The sequence below is a fragment of the Ensifer adhaerens genome (assembly GCF_002940685.1).
GTDB classification, from domain to species: domain Bacteria; phylum Pseudomonadota; class Alphaproteobacteria; order Rhizobiales; family Rhizobiaceae; genus Ensifer; species Ensifer adhaerens_E.
The window spans coordinates 300,307-317,696 of sequence record NZ_PNFP01000006.1; the positions used below are offsets into that span (position 1 = coordinate 300,307).

At 62.9% G+C, this 17,390-nt stretch carries 14 protein-coding genes; 6 read left to right on the top strand and 8 right to left on the bottom strand.

The features are described 5' to 3' along the window. Positions 1 to 79: 79 nt before the first annotated feature. The gene (locus C1A35_RS14325; RefSeq protein ID WP_104664961.1) at positions 80 to 1,264 is read right to left on the bottom strand and encodes an NAD(P)/FAD-dependent oxidoreductase; all 1,185 of its coding nucleotides are present in this window, start codon (positions 1,262 to 1,264) and stop codon (positions 80 to 82) included. A 123-nt stretch (positions 1,265 to 1,387) separates the two neighbouring features. Between C1A35_RS14325 and C1A35_RS14330 the strand changes: the two genes are divergently transcribed. From C1A35_RS14330 to edd, 5 genes are all read left to right on the top strand, one after another. Next, the gene (locus C1A35_RS14330; protein WP_104664962.1) at positions 1,388 to 2,824 is read left to right on the top strand and encodes a glutamine synthetase family protein; all 1,437 of its coding nucleotides are present in this window, start codon (positions 1,388 to 1,390) and stop codon (positions 2,822 to 2,824) included. A 15-nt stretch (positions 2,825 to 2,839) separates the two neighbouring features. Beyond that, entirely contained in the window at positions 2,840 to 4,126 is a 1,287-nt protein-coding gene (locus tag C1A35_RS14335; RefSeq protein ID WP_104664963.1) for an NAD(P)/FAD-dependent oxidoreductase, read from the top strand. Between the two features lie 96 nt (positions 4,127 to 4,222). After that, positions 4,223 to 5,698, top strand: coding sequence for a glucose-6-phosphate dehydrogenase (gene zwf, locus C1A35_RS14340; protein WP_104664964.1), 1,476 nt, complete (start codon positions 4,223 to 4,225; stop codon positions 5,696 to 5,698). An 8-nt stretch (positions 5,699 to 5,706) separates the two neighbouring features. Beyond that, complete coding sequence (pgl, locus tag C1A35_RS14345) at positions 5,707 to 6,405, top strand: 6-phosphogluconolactonase (RefSeq protein WP_104664965.1); 699 nt, start codon at positions 5,707 to 5,709, stop codon at positions 6,403 to 6,405. A gap of 234 nt (positions 6,406 to 6,639) precedes the next feature. After that, positions 6,640 to 8,460, top strand: coding sequence for a phosphogluconate dehydratase (gene edd, locus C1A35_RS14350; protein WP_104664966.1), 1,821 nt, complete (start codon positions 6,640 to 6,642; stop codon positions 8,458 to 8,460). Between the two features lie 61 nt (positions 8,461 to 8,521). Here edd and C1A35_RS14355 read toward each other — a convergent pair whose 3' ends face one another. From C1A35_RS14355 to C1A35_RS14385, 7 genes are all read right to left on the bottom strand, one after another. Then, the gene (locus C1A35_RS14355) at positions 8,522 to 8,887 is read right to left on the bottom strand and encodes a GFA family protein (protein WP_104664967.1); all 366 of its coding nucleotides are present in this window, start codon (positions 8,885 to 8,887) and stop codon (positions 8,522 to 8,524) included. A 78-nt stretch (positions 8,888 to 8,965) separates the two neighbouring features. Beyond that, positions 8,966 to 9,376 (bottom strand): hypothetical protein, encoded by a 411-nt coding sequence (locus tag C1A35_RS14360; RefSeq protein ID WP_104664968.1) that lies wholly within the window; start codon positions 9,374 to 9,376, stop codon positions 8,966 to 8,968. A gap of 133 nt (positions 9,377 to 9,509) precedes the next feature. After that, positions 9,510 to 10,598 carry an ABC transporter ATP-binding protein gene (locus C1A35_RS14365; RefSeq protein ID WP_104664969.1) on the bottom strand — a complete coding sequence of 363 codons (1,089 nt, stop codon included), beginning with the start codon at positions 10,596 to 10,598 and terminating at the stop codon, positions 9,510 to 9,512. Between the two features lie 61 nt (positions 10,599 to 10,659). Further along, positions 10,660 to 12,312, bottom strand: coding sequence for a beta-galactosidase BglA (gene bglA / locus C1A35_RS14370; RefSeq protein ID WP_440271524.1), 1,653 nt, complete (start codon positions 12,310 to 12,312; stop codon positions 10,660 to 10,662). Positions 12,313 to 12,340: 28 nt separating this feature from the next. Further along, the gene (locus C1A35_RS14375) at positions 12,341 to 13,486 is read right to left on the bottom strand and encodes a carbohydrate ABC transporter permease (RefSeq protein ID WP_104664971.1); all 1,146 of its coding nucleotides are present in this window, start codon (positions 13,484 to 13,486) and stop codon (positions 12,341 to 12,343) included. A gap of 1 nt (position 13,487) precedes the next feature. Next, positions 13,488 to 14,501 carry a carbohydrate ABC transporter permease gene (locus tag C1A35_RS14380; protein WP_104664972.1) on the bottom strand — a complete coding sequence of 338 codons (1,014 nt, stop codon included), beginning with the start codon at positions 14,499 to 14,501 and terminating at the stop codon, positions 13,488 to 13,490. A 189-nt stretch (positions 14,502 to 14,690) separates the two neighbouring features. Beyond that, on the bottom strand, positions 14,691 to 16,049 hold the full coding sequence (locus tag C1A35_RS14385; RefSeq protein WP_104664973.1) for an ABC transporter substrate-binding protein: 1,359 nt from the start codon (positions 16,047 to 16,049) through the stop codon (positions 14,691 to 14,693). A gap of 292 nt (positions 16,050 to 16,341) precedes the next feature. On the opposite strand from C1A35_RS14385, the gene C1A35_RS14390 reads away from it, so the two are divergent. Further along, positions 16,342 to 17,373 carry a substrate-binding domain-containing protein gene (locus C1A35_RS14390; RefSeq protein WP_104664974.1) on the top strand — a complete coding sequence of 344 codons (1,032 nt, stop codon included), beginning with the start codon at positions 16,342 to 16,344 and terminating at the stop codon, positions 17,371 to 17,373. Positions 17,374 to 17,390 lie beyond the last annotated feature (17 nt).

Here is a 17,390-nt window from a genome sequence, read left to right on the forward strand (position 1 = left end):
CCGGCTGTGCCGACAAGGATAAAGGTTCGGCGAGATATATTAACAATCACTGAAGCTCGCCACACCAAAAGCAGGGAGATCAGGCGTCCTGGCCGGCCGCAAAGCCCGATGCCCAGGCCCATTGGAAATTGTAGCCGCCGAGCCACCCGGTCACATCGACGCATTCGCCGATAAAGTAGAGCCCGGGCACTGCCTTTGCCTGCATCGTCCTGGAATCGAGCCCGTTGGTGTCGACGCCGCCGAGCGTAACTTCGGCGGTGCGATACCCTTCCGATCCGGCGGGCTTGATGGTCCAGGCCTGGATCGAGGTTGCAAGCTGATTGATGGTCTTGTCCGAGAGATCGGCAAGCTGGCGCCCCGTCAGCTTCGCACCGTCGGCAAAAAATTGTGCCAGCCGGCGCGGCAGGATATCGCCGAGCGCCGTCTGCACCGCCTGCTTGCCGTGGGTGCGGCGCATCTCCTTGAGGATCGCGGCGATGTCGATGTCGGGCATCAGCCTGAGCACGATTTCCTGCCCCTCACGCCAATAGGACGAGATCTGCAGGATGGCCGGGCCGCTCAGGCCGCGATGGGTGATCAGCACCGCCTCGCGGAAGGCGGTCTTGCCGGACCGCGCCTCCGCATCCGCCGCAACGCCGGCGAGCTCCCCGACGGTCTCTAGCTGCGCCGGGTCGAGGGTCAGCGGCACGAGACCGGGCCGCGTCTCGATCATCCCAAGTCCGAACTGCTCGGCGATCTTATAGGCAAGTCCGGTCGCCCCCATCTTCGGGATCGACTTGCCACCACTGGCAACGACCAGCGACTGCGCGTCGATCGGCCCCTCGCCCGTCATCACCCGAAAACCCGCGCCGTGGCGCTCGACACTCTCAATCGTCGTTTCGAGGCGCAGTTCGGCATGCACCTCGCCCATTTCGGAAAGCAGCATCTTGATGATGTCCTTGGCCGAATGGTCGCAGAAGAGCTGCCCGAGCGTCTTTTCGTGCCAGGCAATGCCATGCTTTTCGACGAGAGCGAGGAAGTCGCGTGGCGTGTAGCGCGCCAGCGCCGACTTTGAGAAATGCGGGTTGGCCGACAGGAAGTTCTTCGGCCCCGCATGGATGTTGGTGAAGTTGCAGCGGCCGCCGCCGGAAATGCGGATCTTCTCGCCCGGCGCCTTGGCGTGGTCGAGTACAGCCACGCGCCGGCCGCGCTTGCCCGCCTCGATTGCGCACATCATGCCGGCGGCGCCGGCGCCAATGATGACCACATCTTTCTTTTCAGCCACGGAACACCCCAGATCTTTGCCTTTCCTTTCCGGTGGCAAAGCAGAAAGTCAATGGTGAGGCCCATCTAGCCAATTGCCAATCTGTGGTTATGATGCGCTATCCGAAGCCAAAACCGGTGATTTATGCCCTCCAAGAGAAGTGCTGCCCAACAAACAACGAAAATCAGCAAGACTTCGAAAATACCCCCCGCCCTCCACTCCCTCCGTGGTGTGAAGACCTGGAAGGAAGCCACGGACTGGCTCAAGATCCGCGGCATCGAAGACATCGAGTGCATCACGCCAGACCTTGCCGGCGTTCCCCGCGGCAAGATGATGCCGACCTCGAAGTTCACTTCCAATACCTCGCTGGCCCTGCCCTCGGCGGTCTATCGCCATACGATCTCGGGCGAATATCCTGACGAAACCGGTCAGTTCCGCTACGATTCCCGCGACAGCGACATCAAGCTGGTGCCCGACCTCTCGACCCTTTCGGTCGTGCCCTGGGAGACCGATCCGACGGCGCAGGTGATCTGCGACATCGTCGGCTCGCAGGGTGAACAGATCAGCTACACGCCGCGCAACGTTCTGAAGCGCGTGGTCGACCTCTACAAGCAGAAGGGCTGGAAGCCGGTCGTGGCGCCGGAAATCGAGTTCTACCTCGTCGCCCAGAACGACGATCCGGACTATCCGCTGCATCCGCCGAAGGGCCGCTCCGGCCGCTCGATCCTCGGTGGCCAGGGCTATTCCATCGCCGGGATCAACGAATTCGACGAACTGATCGACGACATCTACCACTTCTCCGAGAAGCAGGGGCTGGAGATCGACACGCTGATCCATGAAGAGGGACCGGCGCAGCTCGAGATCAACCTGCGCCACGGCGATCCGATCGAGCTTGCAGACCAGGTCTTCCTGTTCAAGCGCACGATCCGCGAGGCGGCGCTGAAGCACGGCATCTATGCCACCTTCATGGCCAAGCCCATGCAGGGCCAGCCAGGATCGGCGATGCACATTCACCAGTCGGTGGTCGAGATCAACACCGGCCGCAACCTGTTCTCGAACCCGGACGGCTCGGCATCGAAGGAGTTCTTCCACTTCATCGGCGGCATGCAGCACTACGTGCCGCGCACGCTGGTGATGATGGCGCCCTATGTGAACTCCTATCGACGACTGACGCCCGACATGTCGGCGCCGGTCAACACCGCCTGGGGCTACGACAACCGCACGACCGCCTTCCGCATTCCGGTGTCGGAGCCGATCGCCCGGCGTATCGAAAACCGGCTGCCGAGCTCGGACGCCAACCCCTATCTGGCGCTCGCCGCTTCGCTTGCCTGCGGCTATCTCGGCATCATCGAGCAGCGGGAACCGACGGCTCCGACCGAGGATACGGCCAACGAAGGCGAGATCCTCCTGCCGCGCGGCCTGCTCGAAGCCGTCTCGCTGCTGGAGTCGGCGCCGTCGCTTGCAGATGTGCTGAGCCCCGAGTTCATCGCCATCTATGCCGGCGTCAAGCGCGGCGAGTTCGAGACCTTCATGCAGGTGATCAGCCCCTGGGAACGCGAATTCCTGCTTCTCAACGTCTGACCTCTGAGGTTCTCCATGCCCTGGCAAAGCCCGATCTCGCCCGGTTACTCCTGGTATGAAGCAACCGTTCCGGATCGACCGGACTATCCCGCCATGCCGGGATCGCGCAAAGCCAATGTGGCGATCATCGGCGGTGGCTATACCGGGCTGCAGGCCGCATGGAACCTCGCCAGGCAAGGCGTCGATGTCACCGTGATCGACGCCTGCCGCTTCGGCGACGGCGCCTCTGGCCGCAATGGCGGCCAGTTCGGCACCGGGCAACGCGCCTGGGCGGACGAGAGCGAAGAAAGCCTCGGCCATGAGCGGGCGCAGGCGCTGTTTACCATGGCCGAGAATGCCAAGCGCTACGTGCTCGATTTCGCAAGCGCCCATGAGATCGACATCGAGTTCGTGCCGGGCCAGCTCTCGGTCGGCCACAAGAAGAGCCTGGAAAAGGACTATCGCGACCATGCGGAAGCGATGGCGACACGCTTCGGCTACCCGCACCTGACCTTCATGGAGCGCGAGGAAACGGCAAGCCGGCTCGGGTCGAGCCACTATCATTTCGGCATTCGCGATGCCGGCACCGGCCATATCCACCCGATGAAGCTGCTGGTGGGCCTTGCGAAGCAGGCGGCACTCGCCGGTGCCAACCTCTTCGAGCAGACCAAGGCCCTGAAGATCGACCGCCAAGGCGGTGCGATCATCATCACCACCGATCGTGGCACGATTGCCGCCGACCGCGTGCTCGTTGCCTGCAATGCCTATATCGGCAATCTGGAGCCGGTCAGCGCCAGCCACGTCATGCCGATCCGCTCCTTCATTGGCGCGACGACGGTGCTTTCCAACTATCCGAACATCATTCCCGGTGGCGAATCCGTCGACGATTCGCGCTTCGTCGTGCGCTACTTCCGCAAGTCGCGGGACGGTCGGCTGCTTTTCGGCGGCCGCGAAGCCTATACGGCCGACAATCCGCGCGACATTTCCACCCATATCCGCCGACAGATCAGCGAGATCTATCCGGAACTCGCCAATATCGAGATCACCCACGGCTGGGGCGGCTCCGTCGGCATCACCATGCCGCGCACCCCCTTCTGTCGCGAGGTCATGCCGGGCGTCACCTCGATCGGCGGCTATTCCGGCCACGGCGTGATGCTCTCCAACTATTGCGGCAAGCTTTATGCCGACCTGGCACTCGGCAAGGACACCGAGCTCGACCTCTTGAAGGCGCTGAAAATTCCGGCCTTTCCGGGCGGCACGCGATTCCGCTCCGCCCTTCTCTTCCTCGCGCTGAGCTGGTACGCATTACGCGACAGGTTCTGAAAAACGCTTGCGATGGCATTTTATTGCATCGCACTCTAGCGCCTTTAAATCGATTAGATTATATGTGCCCCTGACCTGAACAGATCGAGATATCCCATGAGCAGCCAGATCATTCCCGTCGAACCATTTGACTATGTGGTGTTCGGGGGCACCGGCGATCTTGCGGAGCGCAAGCTGTTGCCGGCGCTCTATCACCGGCAACTGGAAGGCCAGATCACGGAGCCGACCCGCATCATCGGCGCGTCGCGCGCAGCGCTCAGCCATGAGGATTATCGCAAGTTTGCCGTCGACGCCTTGAAGGAGCATCTGAAGGCCGACGAGTACAAGGAAGAGGAAGTCGCGAAGTTCGCCGCGCGCCTGTTCTACGTGTCCGTCGACGCCAAGTCGGACCAGGGCTGGGACGCGCTGAAGAAGATCCTCGAAGACGGCAAGGAGCGCATTCGCGCCTTCTATCTCGCCGTCGGCCCGGCCATCTTCGGCGACATTTCCGAGCGCATCCGCGATCACAAGCTGATCACCAAGAACACCCGCATCGTCGTCGAAAAGCCGATCGGCCGCGACCTCGCGTCTGCGACCGAGCTCAACGACACGATCGGCAAGGTCTTCCGCGAAGAGCAGATCTTCCGCATCGACCACTATCTCGGCAAGGAGACGGTGCAGAACCTGATGGCGCTGCGCTTTGCCAATGCGCTCTACGAGCCGCTTTGGAACTCCGCCCATATCGACCACGTGCAGATTACCGTGTCGGAAGCCGTCGGCCTTGAAAACCGCGCCGGCTACTATGACAAAGCCGGTGCGCTGCGCGATATGGTGCAGAACCACATCCTGCAGCTCGTCTGCTTCGTCGCCATGGAAGCACCGACCTCGATGGACGCCGAAGCAGTGCGCGACGAGAAGCTGAAGGTCCTGCGCGCGCTGAAGCCGATCACCTCGTCCAACGTCGAGCAGGTGACGGTACGCGGCCAGTACCGCGCCGGCGCTTCGGCCGGCGGCCCGGTCAAGGGCTATCTCGAGGAACTCGAAGGCGGCGTTTCGAACACCGAGACCTTCGTGGCGATCAAGGCCGAAGTCAGCAACTGGCGCTGGGCCGGCGTGCCCTTCTACATCCGCACCGGCAAGCGCCTTGCCGGCCGCATGTCGGAGATCGTCATCACGTTCAAGCAGATCCCGCACTCGATCTTCGACAACAATGCCGGCCGCATCTCGGCCAACCAGCTGGTCATCCGCCTGCAGCCGAACGAAGGCGTGAAGCAGTCGCTGATGATCAAGGATCCGGGTCCGGGCGGCATGCGCCTGCGCAGCGTCTCGCTCGACATGAGCTTTGCCGAGGCCTTTTCGGTCCGTAATGCGGACGCCTATGAGCGGCTGCTCTTCGATGTCGTGCGCAACAACCAGACGCTGTTCGTGCGCCGCGACGAGGTCGAGGCCGCGTGGAAGTGGGTCGATCCGATCCTGAAGGCCTGGGAGGAAACCGGGCAGCAGGTCCAGGGCTACACCGCCGGCACCTGGGGTCCGAGCCAGTCGATCGCGCTGATCGAGCGCGACGGCCGCACCTGGAACGATGCGATATAGGTGCACCGATGACGTCCAAGCTTCATACATTCGAGAATGGCGCGGCATTGGCGGAAGGCCTTGCCGATGCCGTCAGCCGGACTCTTGCCGCCGGTATCGCCGCACGCGGTTCTGCGAGCATCGCCGTTTCCGGCGGTTCGACGCCCAAGGCCTTCTTCCAGGCGCTCTCCAAGAAAGACATCGCCTGGGACAAGGTGACGGTGACGCTCGTCGACGAACGTTTCGTGCCCCCGGAAAGCGACCGGTCGAACCATGGCCTAGTTGCCGCCAACCTGCTTCAGGACAAGGCGGCTGCGGCCAGGTTCCTGCCGCTCTATCATGCCGCCCCGTCCGCCGAGGCTGCCGCTGACATCGCAAGCCGTGAAACGGCAGCGATCGGGGCACCGTTCGACGTGGCGATCCTCGGCATGGGAACGGACGGGCACACGGCATCGTTCTTCCCCGGCGGATCGCAGCTCGCGCGCGCCATCGATCCGGCAACGCCGCGCGGCGTGATCACGATGGAAGCGGCAGGTGCGGGCGAAACCCGACTGACCCTCACCTTCGCCAGCCTTCAGGATGCGCGGCTCCTGGTGCTGCACATCGAGGGCGAAGGCAAGAAGACCGTACTCGCCAAGGCCGAAGAAGCCGGTGACGAGAAGGACATGCCGATCCGGGCGGTGCTGCGCCGTGCCGCATCGCCAGTTGAGATTTACTGGGCGCCCTGATGCGTCAGGCGTCCCTGTTGAACGCAGGACAGACGCCCTGGATCGAATGATGTTGGGTCGTATGGCCCAATAGAACTTTTGGAAACCCGTTCGGCCGGTGGCGTTGCCATCGGAACGGACGCGCGTTTCTAAGAAATGCCGGGACGCAACGTGCGTTCTCCCAAGCGCGCCCGCGTTCCGGATCGATGACTGGACGAAGATGAGGAGCTCCAAGGCTCCGGAACAGGATTTGCCATGTCCGCCGATTCCCGCATTGCCGCGATCACCGCTCGCATCGTCGAGCGCTCGAAGCCCCATCGCGAACCCTATCTCGACCGCGTCCGCCGCGCGGCTTCAAGCGGCCCGCATCGCAGCGTGCTCGGCTGCGGCAACCTCGCACACGGTTTTGCCGTCTGTTCCCCCGCCGAGAAGGTGGCGCTTGCGGGCGACCGCGTGGCCAATCTCGGCATCATCACCTCCTACAACGACATGCTTTCGGCGCATCAGCCGTTCGAGACCTATCCGGCGCTGATCCGTGAGGCGGCGAGCGAAGCAGGTGGCGTCGCCCAGGTCGCCGGCGGCGTGCCGGCCATGTGCGACGGCGTCACGCAGGGGCAGCCGGGCATGGAGCTGTCGCTGTTTTCCCGCGACCTGATCGCCATGGCGGCCGGCGTCGGCCTGTCGCACAACATGTTCGATTCCACCGTCTATCTCGGCGTCTGCGACAAGATCGTGCCGGGCCTGGTGATTGCGGCGCTCACCTTCGGCCACCTGCCGGCGATCTTCGTGCCCGCAGGGCCGATGACCTCGGGCCTGCCGAACGACGAGAAGGCGCGCGTGCGCCAGCTCTTCGCCGAAGGCAAGGTCGGCCGTGACGAGCTGCTCGAAGCCGAATCCAAGTCCTACCACGGACCCGGCACCTGCACCTTCTACGGCACCGCCAACTCCAACCAGATGCTGATGGAGATCATGGGTTTCCACCTGCCCGGTGCCTCCTTCATCAATCCGGGCACGCCGCTGCGCGACGCGCTGACCAAGGAGGCGGCGAAGCGAGCGCTCGCGATCACCGCCATGGGCAACGAGTTCACCCCGGCGGGCGAAATGATCGACGAGCGCTCGATCGTCAACGGCGTTGTCGGTCTGCACGCGACCGGCGGCTCGACCAACCATACGATGCACCTCGTCGCCATGGCGCGGGCTGCCGGCATCGTGCTCACCTGGCAGGACATCTCCGAGCTTTCGGACATCGTTCCGCTGCTCGCACGCGTCTATCCGAACGGGCTCGCCGACGTGAACCACTTCCACGCCGCCGGCGGCATGGGCTTCCTGATCAGCCAGCTGCTTCGCGCCGGCCTGCTGCACGACGACGTGCGCACCGTCGTTGGCCAAGGGCTCGACGCCTACAAGATCGACGTGCGGCTGGGCGCCGACGGCAACGTCGAACGCGTGCCGACGCCGAAGGAAAGTGCCGACCCGAAGGTGCTTGCGACCATCGACCAGCCGTTCCAGCACACAGGCGGCCTGAAGATGCTGACCGGCAATCTCGGCAAGGCGGTGATCAAGATCTCCGCGGTCAAGCCGGACCGCCATGTCATCGAGGCGCCGGCCAAGATCTTCCATGATCAGGCCGAGCTCAATGCGGCCTTCAAGGCCGGCAAGCTCGAGGGCGACTTCATCGCCGTCGTGCGCTTCCAGGGACCGAAGGCCAACGGCATGCCGGAGCTGCACAAGCTGACGACCGTGCTCGGCATCCTCCAGGATCGCGGCCAGCGCGTCGCCATCCTGACGGACGGCCGCATGTCGGGCGCATCCGGCAAGGTGCCGGCGGCAATCCACGTGACGCCCGAAGCCAAGGACGGCGGCCCGATCGCCCGCATCCAGGAAGGCGACATCGTGCGCATCGACGCCGTTGCCGGCACGATCGAAGTGCTGGTCGAAGATATCGCGCTCAAGACACGGGTGCCGGCGCATGCGGACCTGTCGGATAACGAATTCGGCATGGGTCGCGAGCTGTTCGCGCCGTTCCGGGCGATTGCAGGCGCTGCCGATCAGGGCGCCAGCGTTCTCTTCCACTGACATGCAAAAGCGCCGCTCCCACTGGGACGGCGCTTTTGGTCTTCAAACGATCGGGAATCGCTTACGGCAGAGGTCCCGGAAACATGTCGTTGCGCCCGTCGTAGCGCTCGATCTCCAGCGTGAAGACGTCGATGTTCTCGATGCAGCGCGCATTGATCGAGATCTTGTTGTCCGGGTAGCCGCCGCGCATGATCGGCGTCGAACAGGTCGGGCAAAAATGATGTCCCTCGTTGAGCCCGCGCCAGATGTAACTCGACAGGCGTCGCTTCTCGGTCAGGAGCTTCACCTTGGCTGCATCCACCTTCCAGTGCAGGAAGCCGGAGCGCCGGCAGGTCGAGCAGTTGCAGTCGACGAGACCGGTAAGCTCGTCGTCGACTTCGACGGCGATATCGCCGCAATGGCAGGAAAGCCGATAGGGTCGCTGCATGGTTCGGGTCCGAATCCGTTGATGAAGACCACAACCATTCATTGAGCGTCGCGGGATCGTCAAGCCCGGCGCAACGGCTCAACGGTAGATGTCGAGCGTCCGATTGCGGTGGTTCGGATGGGTGCTGTAGACGAAGATGCGATTGAGGTCGCGGTCAGTCAGCATGCGCAGGAACCGCGCCTCGATGACATCATTGGCATGCACCCGCTTCAGGAGGCAGCCGATCATCTGGATGCGCGCACTCGGGATATCCAGGTAGAAATTCTGCGGGAGCTGGTATTGCGTGAGGATACTGATCAACGCGCCGCTCTTCGAAAGCTTGATGATCTCGCAGCGGCGCGAGCTCAGCTGCGTCATGCCCTTCTCGGTGTATTCGATGCGTGCCTCGTTCCGCGTGTCCTCCATCGGAAAGTTTGTTTCCCGGTCGTACATGAAGGACTCTTCCTTGTTCAGGAAGTGCTGGTACATCACCGGCGCCGCGCCTCTCATCGAAATGCCTTTCCGTATCCCCTTTTGAGACAGACTAGCGGCAGAGATTTAACAGAGGGTTTGATCTGCAGGTTGCATTGAAAAAACCCGCCCGATTTTAAGGGGCGGGTTCGATTGGAGCGGCCTGTTCGTGTCAGCGGCGATAGGTGCGACCGTCGGCGTCGAAAAGGTGCAGCTTGGCCTTGTCGGCGGTGAAGCGCACCTTGTCGCCGCGATGAACCGGCAGGATGCCGGGGATCTTGGCGATGATCGGCTCCTTGTCGACCAGACCCTCGATATAGAGCAGCGTCACTTCGCCGAGCGCCTCGACAATCGAGACCGTGCCTTCGAACAGAAAATCGTCGCTGGTGGTCGTTTGCAGGTCTTCGGGCCGAACGCCGAAGCTCGCCGTCTTGCCGTTTTGCGCTGCGTCGCTCGGGATATCGAGGGTCACGCTCTTGCCGCCAGTCAGCTTCACCGTCGTCTGCGCGCCGGTCGCCGTCACCGTCGACGGGATGATGTTCATCGCCGGCGAGCCGATGAAGCGTGCGACGAAGAGATTGGCAGGCCGCTCGTAGAGTTCCAGCGGCGCGCCCACCTGCTCGATATGGCCCTGCGACAACACGACGATGCGGTCGGCGAGCGTCATCGCCTCCACCTGGTCGTGGGTGACGTAGATCATCGTCGTGTCCGCCATCTGCTCGCTGAGCTTGGCGATCTCGATGCGGGTGGCGACACGCAGCGCCGCGTCGAGGTTCGAAAGCGGTTCGTCGAACAGGAAGACCTTGGGGTCGCGGCAGATCGCGCGGCCGATGGCGACGCGCTGGCGCTGGCCGCCGGACAGCGCCTTTGGCAGGCGATCGAGGTACTTGGTGAGCTGGAGGATATCGGCGGCGTTGCGCACGCGGCGATCGATCTCCTCCTTGCTTTCCTTGGCGATCCGCATGCCAAAGGCCATGTTGTCGTAGACGGTCATGTGCGGATAGAGCGCGTAGGACTGGAACACCATGGCGATGCCGCGCTTCGACGGCGGCACGGTGTTGACCCGCTCGCCGTCGATGAACATGTCGCCGCCGGTGATCTCCTCGAGACCGGCGATCATGCGCAGAAGCGTCGACTTTCCGCAGCCGGACGGGCCGACGAAGACGATGAACTCGCCCTGCTTGATGTCGAGATTGATGCCATGGATGACATCGACCGCGCCGTAGGATTTGCGGATATCTTTAAGCAGCAGACCCGTCATTGCACCCTCCCCTTCGGTTCTTCCCGTCAGTTCTTGCTCTCATTTTGGTTCGGCCGACCTATCAGACCAACCGTGCGAAATACGCGCCCCAGGCGGGCAGATTGACCGTTCTGTCCTTCACTTCGGCGGTAAAACCGTGGCCCTCGAGCGCCGACACCGGCTCGTTCGGCAGGATGCCCGTCGCCCGTTCGCCGCTCATGTTGAACAGGCAGAAAAGTTTCTCGTTGCCGTAGCTCCGGACGAAGGCCAGCACCTGTCCGTCCGTATCCAGGAACTCGATCTCGCCCTTGGCGAAGGCCGGATATGCCTTGCGGAAATGCAGGAAGCGGCGGTAGTGCTCCAGCACCGACGCCTGATCCCCCTGCTGCGCCGATACGGCGCGCTGCAGATGTTCGGCCGGCACCGGAAGCCAGGGCCTGGCGCTGCCGAAGCCGCCATTGACCGCGCCGGCGTCCCAGACCATCGGCGTGCGGCAGCCGTCGCGTCCCTTGAAGTCCGGCCAGAACTGGATGCCATAGGGATCCTTCAGGTCCTCATAGGCCAGTTCCGCTTCGCTCAGCGCGAGTTCCTCGCCCTGATAGATGCAGACCGAACCGCGCAGCGACATCAGCAGGCTTGCCAGCAGCTTCGCGTGGGCGTCGCGATCGGCAACGCCCCGGCCCCAACGGCTGACATGACGCACGACGTCGTGGTTGGAAAAGGCCCAGCAGGCCCAGCCTTCGGGTGCCGCTTTCTGGAAATTGCGCAGCACTTCGGCGACGGTCGCCGGCGTCAGCGGGTCCGGCGCCAGGAATTCGAAAGCGTAGCACATCTGCATCTTGTCGCCGCCGGAGGTGTATTCGCCGGCGATCTCCAGCCCGCGCTGGCTGTCGCCAACCTCGCCGACCGCAGCAATCGCCGGGAACTCGTCCATGACCGCACGGAAGCGCTTCAGGAATTCCAGATTCTCCGGCTGGTTCTTGTCGTAGAGATGTTCCTGATAGTTGTACGGGTTCACCGCCGGCGCGGTCTGGGCGTTGCGACGTTCCGGCGCCAGGGCCGGATTGTCGCGCAACTGCTTGTCGTGGAAGTAGAAGTTGATGGTGTCGAGGCGGAAGCCATCGACCCCACGCTCCAGCCAGAAGCGCTCGACCCCGAGCAGCGCGTCCTGAACGTCCGGATTGTGCAGGTTGAGGTCCGGCTGCGAGGTCAGGAAGTTGTGCATGTAGTATTGCAGGCGCGTCGGATCCCAGGCCCAGGCCGAGCCGCCGAAGATCGACAGCCAGTTGTTGGGCGGGGTGCCATCCGGTTTGGAGTCGGCCCACACATACCAGTCGGCCCTGGCATTGGTCCGGCTCGACCGGCTCTCGACGAACCAGGGATGCTGGTCCGACGTGTGCGACAGAACGAGGTCGATCATCACCCGGATGCCGAGGCGATGCGCCTCCGCGATGACGGCATCGAAATCGGCAAGGCTGCCGAAGATCGGGTCGACATCGCTGTAGTTGGAGACGTCGTAACCGAAGTCCTTCATCGGCGAGGTGAAGAACGGCGAAATCCAGATCGCATCGGCACCGAGAGCGGCGATATGCGGCAACCGGGCAACGATGCCCTTGAGGTCGCCGATACCGTCGCCGTTGGAATCCTGGTAGGAGCGCGGATAGATCTGATAGATCACCGCGCCGCGCCACCAGTCCCGATCGGCCCGCAAGGTGGAAGTGCTCATTTCGGTCATGCTCATTGTCTCAAGTAGTCCCAGGTTGTCAGCCGCCCTTGACCGAGCCCGCCAGCAGGCCGCGCACGAGATAGCGCTGCAGGCTGAAGAAGACGATCAGCGGAACGATGATGGTGATGAAGGCGGAGGCGGTCAGGATTTCCCAGTTGCCGCCGCGTGAACCCAAGAGGTTGACGAGCCGGCCCGTCAGAACCAGTTCGTCGGGCCCGGCCCCCAGGAACACGATCGCCACCAGCAGGTCGTTCCAGGTCCACAGGAACTGGAAGATCGCGAAGGAAGCGAGTGCCGGGAAGGACAGCGGCAGGATGATCTTGACGAAGATATCGAAATCGCTGGCGCCGTCGACGCGGGCAGATTCCATGATTTCGCGCGGCAGGCCGGCCATATAGTTGCGAAGCAGATAGATCGCCAGCGGCAGGCCGAAACCGGTATGTGCGAGCCAGATGCCGACATAGGTCTTGGCCGGCACGCCGAAGAAGGCGCCGACGCCGTTATAGAGCTTCAGAAGCGGGATCAGCGACATCTGCAGCGGCACGACGAGAAGGCCGACGACGACGGCGATCAGGATCGCCCGGCCCGGAAACGGCATCCAGGCGAGCGCGTAGGCCGCGAAAGCGGCGATCATGATCGGGATGATCGTTGCGGGCACGGCAACCGTCAGCGAGTTGATGAAGGATCGCCCGATACCCTCGGCACTCAGAACCTCGACATAGTTGTCGAAGGTGAAGCGCGGCGGCGACGAGGCGGTAACGAAGACGCGCTGACCGCGCGAACCTTCCATCTTCCTGTCGGAGACGATCTCAAAATTGCCGTCGGCCTGCACGGTCAGCTTTTCGCCGTCGTTGAGTTCGGCGGTTTCGCCTACCTTGAATGCGGTCGGCTCACGGCTGTTAAAACCGAAGGCGGAGATCTGCCCCGCCTGCCCGTCAAGCAGGTTGCCGGAAATGACGAACTTGCCGTCGCGCTCAACCTGGGCGTCGGGGCCTGGAGCACGAACGACGATGTTCTGCGACGAGGTCGAAAGCGCCGTCCACCAGCCGGAGACGGCAAGCTGGTCCTTGTCGCGCAGCGACGAGATCAAGAGGCCCGCGGTCGGCAGCGTCCAGAGCGCGACGATCAGGAAGACCGAGAGGTGGACGACCCACATGAGGGGTGAGCGTGTCGCTGGATTCATCTCAGTGCCCCTTCATTTCCTTGGCCGCATTGCGGATGTTCCAGACCATGATCGGAATGACGAGGATCATGATGACGACGGCGATGGCCGCACCGCGACCGAAGTCGCCGCCCCCTCGGAACATCCAGTCGAACATGAGATTGGCGAGCACCTGGCTCTGCCATTGGCCGTTGGTCATGGCGAGAACGATATCGAAGACCTTCAGAACGAGGATGGTAATCGTCGTCCAGACGACGGCGATCGTACCCCAGATCTGCGGCACCATGATCTTGAAGAAGATCTGCCATCCATTGGCGCCGTCGATGACGGCGGCCTCGATCGTCTCCTCGGGAATGCCGCGAAGCGCCGCCGACAGGATGACCATGGCAAAACCCGTCTGGATCCAGACGAGGATCGCCATCAGGAAGAAATTGTTCCAGAACGGCAGCGTGATCCAGGCCTGCGGCGCACCGCCGAAGGCAACGACGATGGCGTTCAGAAGGCCGATCTGCTCGGCGCCCTCGGGGCGGAAATCATAGATGAACTTCCAGATGACCGCGGCGCCAACGAAGGAGATCGCCATCGGCATGAAGATCAGCGTCTTGGCGATATTGCCCCACCAGATGCGATCGGTCAGCGCGGCTATGACGAGACCGAAGAAGGTCGCAAGCGCCGGAACGACGAGCAGCCAGAGGAAGTTGTTGTAGATCGACTGGCGGAACTCGCCGTCGTTGACCATCCAGGCATAGTTGCTGACGCCGACGAAACTCTGCCCGGCACGGTCGTGGAAACTGTACCAGAGCGACATGATCACGGGATAGATGAGGTAGGTCGCCAGCGCAAAGAGCGCCGGCGCCAGGAACAGCCACGGGCGGATGGCATTGGTGATGCGCAGGTTTCGCGACGCGACGGCACCTGATTTTCCCTTGGACGGGAAGATCAGGTCGAGAACGAAACTGGTGCCCCAGAAGTAGGCGGCACAGCCGAGCACCCCCGCCAGCATGAATCCCGCCGCGGCGGCTAGCTGATAAAACATGACATGTCCCTCCCCTTGGGTGCACGTCCCCGTGCAGGGCTGGCGATTGTCGCCGTTCTCATTGGGGCGCGCGCCTCGTAGGTTCAGTGCGGGAAACGAACGGAAAAAACCATACGCTTTTCCTCGTCCCGCGCTGGCCGCGAACCCGGATCGACTGCGGGCGGCATTTCTGCCGCCCGCCATCAGTTGTTACTTGATGGCGTCCCAGGCCTTCTGAACGCCGTCGGCGACGTCGGCCGACGACTTGCCGCCGACGAAATCGACCATGCCGGTCCAGAACGCGCCGGCACCGATCTTGCCCGGCATCAGGTCGGAACCATCGAAGCGGAAGGTGGTAGCGTTCAGAAGAATCTCGCCCTGCTTCTTCAGCGGCGGGTTGCCGTAGGTATCGACGTTGACGCTCTTGTACGGCGTCAGGAAGCTCGTCTGCGCCATCCAGACTTCATGCGCAATCGGCGTCTTCAGGAATTCGATGAAGGCGCGCGCTGCCGGCGTATCCTTGGTGATCATCGCCAGCGTGCCGGCGCCGAGCACCGGATTGCCGAGCTCCTTCTTGCTCTCGTAAGGCGGCATGTAGAAGAAGTCTGCGTCCTCGCCGATTACGGTTCCCTCCGGGAAGAAGGACGGGATGAACGACGCCTGGTGGTGCAGGTAGCACTTCGGCGGCGAGGCGAAGAGCCCCTTCGGGCTGTCGCGGAAGTCGGTGGAGGCAACGGCTGCGGCACCGCCATCGACGAACTTGTCGTTCTTGGCAAACCAGCCGAACTCGTCGAGCGCGCCGATGACGGCCGGGTCGGTGAACGGGATCTCGTTCTTGACCCACTTGTCGTAGACATCGGCCGGCTGGGTGCGCAGCATCATGTCTTCAACCCAGTCGGTCGCCGGCCAGCCGGTGGCACCACCGGAGCCAAGGCCGATGCACCAGGGCTTGCCGCCGTCAGCGGCGATCTTCTCGGTCAGCGCCTTCAGCTCTTCCATGGTCTTCGGCACTTCGTAGCCGCCGTCCTCGAAGTTTTCAGGCGAGTACCAGACGAGCGACTTCACGTCGATCTTGTACGGGAAGGCATAGAGGGCGGCATTGCCGTCCTTGCCCTTGTAGGTCGAGAGGTCGACCCAGGACTGGCCGGCGGCGTAGTTGTCGAGCAGCCACTTCTGGGTGTCGTCGCCGAGCGGCGTCAGGTAGCCCTTGGAGGCGAGATCGGCGATCAGCCCCGGCTGCGGCAGGATCGAGATTTCGGAGGGACTGCCGGCCTGAGTGTCGATGACGATCTGCTGTTCGTAGTTTTCAGAGGACGAGTACTTGATCTCGACGCCCGTCGCTTCGATGAAATAGGCATAGACGCTCTTGAACAGCGCCTCGTCCTCGCCGCGCCAGGGGCCGAAGATCGTCAGCGTCTGCCCCTTCAGGTCGTGACCCTTCTTGAACTCCTCGAAGCTCGCCCAGTTGAATTTCGTATCTTCGCCCGGCTTGAACTTGAGGTCCGCAGCACCGGCAGCGCCCGCCATGAGGGCAAACGCCGCCACGCCCAACAGCAATGATCTCTTCACGTCCTTCTCCTCCCAGGATGAACCCGGATCCCGCCGGGCAGTCGACAATGCGCAAAAATTCAAAGCGCTTTGAGTTCGCTAACAAACCATTGCGACACGCGCGGAGTCAAGAGCTTTCCCGGAACCTGGTCTCCAGGCGACATTTTTGTGCTCTGCGGTAACGTTTTGCACCGCGCAATGGTTGAATTCCGCTTTGTTGCTCGAAAAACGGATGCTACACAAACCCTTGGCGCTGGGACCAAACACCAAAAATCATACGGATATCCAAAGCGCTTTGGGAGGAATCCTGACCATGGCGGTCAATCTCAAGCAACTTGCGGAACTGCTCGGACTGTCGCAGACGACGGTCAGCCGGGCTTTGAACGGCTTTCCGGAAGTCAACGCAGAGACCCGCCAGCGTGTGCTGCAAGCCGTGCGTGAGACCGGCTACAGGCCGAACCGCGCCGCCCAGCGGCTTGCCACCGGCAGGGCCTATTCGATCGGCATGGTCATGCCGATCGCCCCCGGCATCGATTCCGACGTGCATTTCGGCGAGTTCCTGGCGGGGCTCGCGGAAGAGGCGGTCAAGCACGACTTCCACTTCGTGCTCAATCCGAGCGCGCCCGAGGACGAGGAGGTGACGTTCCGGCGGCTTGCGGCCAGCGGCAATGTCGACGCCCTGTTCCTTGCCTACATGCGTGCCAACGACCCGCGCATCGCCATGCTGAAGTCGCTGTCGATCCCCTTCGTCGTGCACGGCCGGTCAATCGGCGAAAGCCGCGACTATCCGTTCCTCGACATAGACAACACGAGCGCCTTCTACGATGCGACGCGGTTGCTCATTCAGCTCGGACACCAGCGGATCGCGCTGATCAACGGCCCGGAATATCTGGCTTTTTCCATTCGGCGGAAGAAGGGCATGGTGCGGGCACTCGCAGAGCACGGGCTTTCGCTCGACGAGGCGCTGGTCCAGCATTCGCTGATGACGGACGAACACGGCTACCGCAGCATGCAGCCCTTCCTGCAGCATGCCGACCCGCCGACGGCGGTGCTCTGTTCAAGTACGGTGCTGGCCCTTGGCGCGGTCAGGGCCATCAACCAGGCGGGATTGAAGATCGGCGAGGATATTTCGCTGATCGCCCATGACGACGTCTTGCCGATGCTGAAGCCCGAGAATTTCAGCGTTCCCCTGACGACGACACGCTCGTCGCTTCGGGCCGCCGGCGCCCGCATCGCCACCCGCCTGATCGGCGGCATCCTGAAACGCGGCGACTATCCGGAACAGGAACTCTGGCGCGCCGAACTCATCGTGCGCGCCTCGACCGGGCCGGCCCCGCAAAAATGAAAACGCGCCGCAATCGC

Excerpts from the sequence above, each read along its gene's own strand:
- C1A35_RS14330 (WP_104664962.1), top strand. The coding sequence starts at position 1,388 with ATGCCCTCCAAGAGAAGTGCTGCCCAACAAACAACGAAAATCAGCAAG.
- C1A35_RS14335 (WP_104664963.1), top strand. The coding sequence starts at position 2,840 with ATGCCCTGGCAAAGCCCGATCTCGCCCGGTTACTCCTGGTATGAAGCA.
- zwf (WP_104664964.1), top strand. The coding sequence starts at position 4,223 with ATGAGCAGCCAGATCATTCCCGTCGAACCATTTGACTATGTGGTGTTC.
- pgl (WP_104664965.1), top strand. The coding sequence starts at position 5,707 with ATGACGTCCAAGCTTCATACATTCGAGAATGGCGCGGCATTGGCGGAA.
- edd (WP_104664966.1), top strand. The coding sequence starts at position 6,640 with ATGTCCGCCGATTCCCGCATTGCCGCGATCACCGCTCGCATCGTCGAG.
- C1A35_RS14355 (WP_104664967.1), bottom strand. The coding sequence starts at position 8,887 with ATGCAGCGACCCTATCGGCTTTCCTGCCATTGCGGCGATATCGCCGTC.
- C1A35_RS14360 (WP_104664968.1), bottom strand. The coding sequence starts at position 9,376 with ATGAGAGGCGCGGCGCCGGTGATGTACCAGCACTTCCTGAACAAGGAA.
- C1A35_RS14365 (WP_104664969.1), bottom strand. The coding sequence starts at position 10,598 with ATGACGGGTCTGCTGCTTAAAGATATCCGCAAATCCTACGGCGCGGTC.
- bglA (WP_440271524.1), bottom strand. The coding sequence starts at position 12,312 with ATGACCGAAATGAGCACTTCCACCTTGCGGGCCGATCGGGACTGGTGG.
- C1A35_RS14375 (WP_104664971.1), bottom strand. The coding sequence starts at position 13,486 with ATGAATCCAGCGACACGCTCACCCCTCATGTGGGTCGTCCACCTCTCG.
- C1A35_RS14380 (WP_104664972.1), bottom strand. The coding sequence starts at position 14,501 with ATGTTTTATCAGCTAGCCGCCGCGGCGGGATTCATGCTGGCGGGGGTG.
- C1A35_RS14390 (WP_104664974.1), top strand. The coding sequence starts at position 16,342 with ATGGCGGTCAATCTCAAGCAACTTGCGGAACTGCTCGGACTGTCGCAG.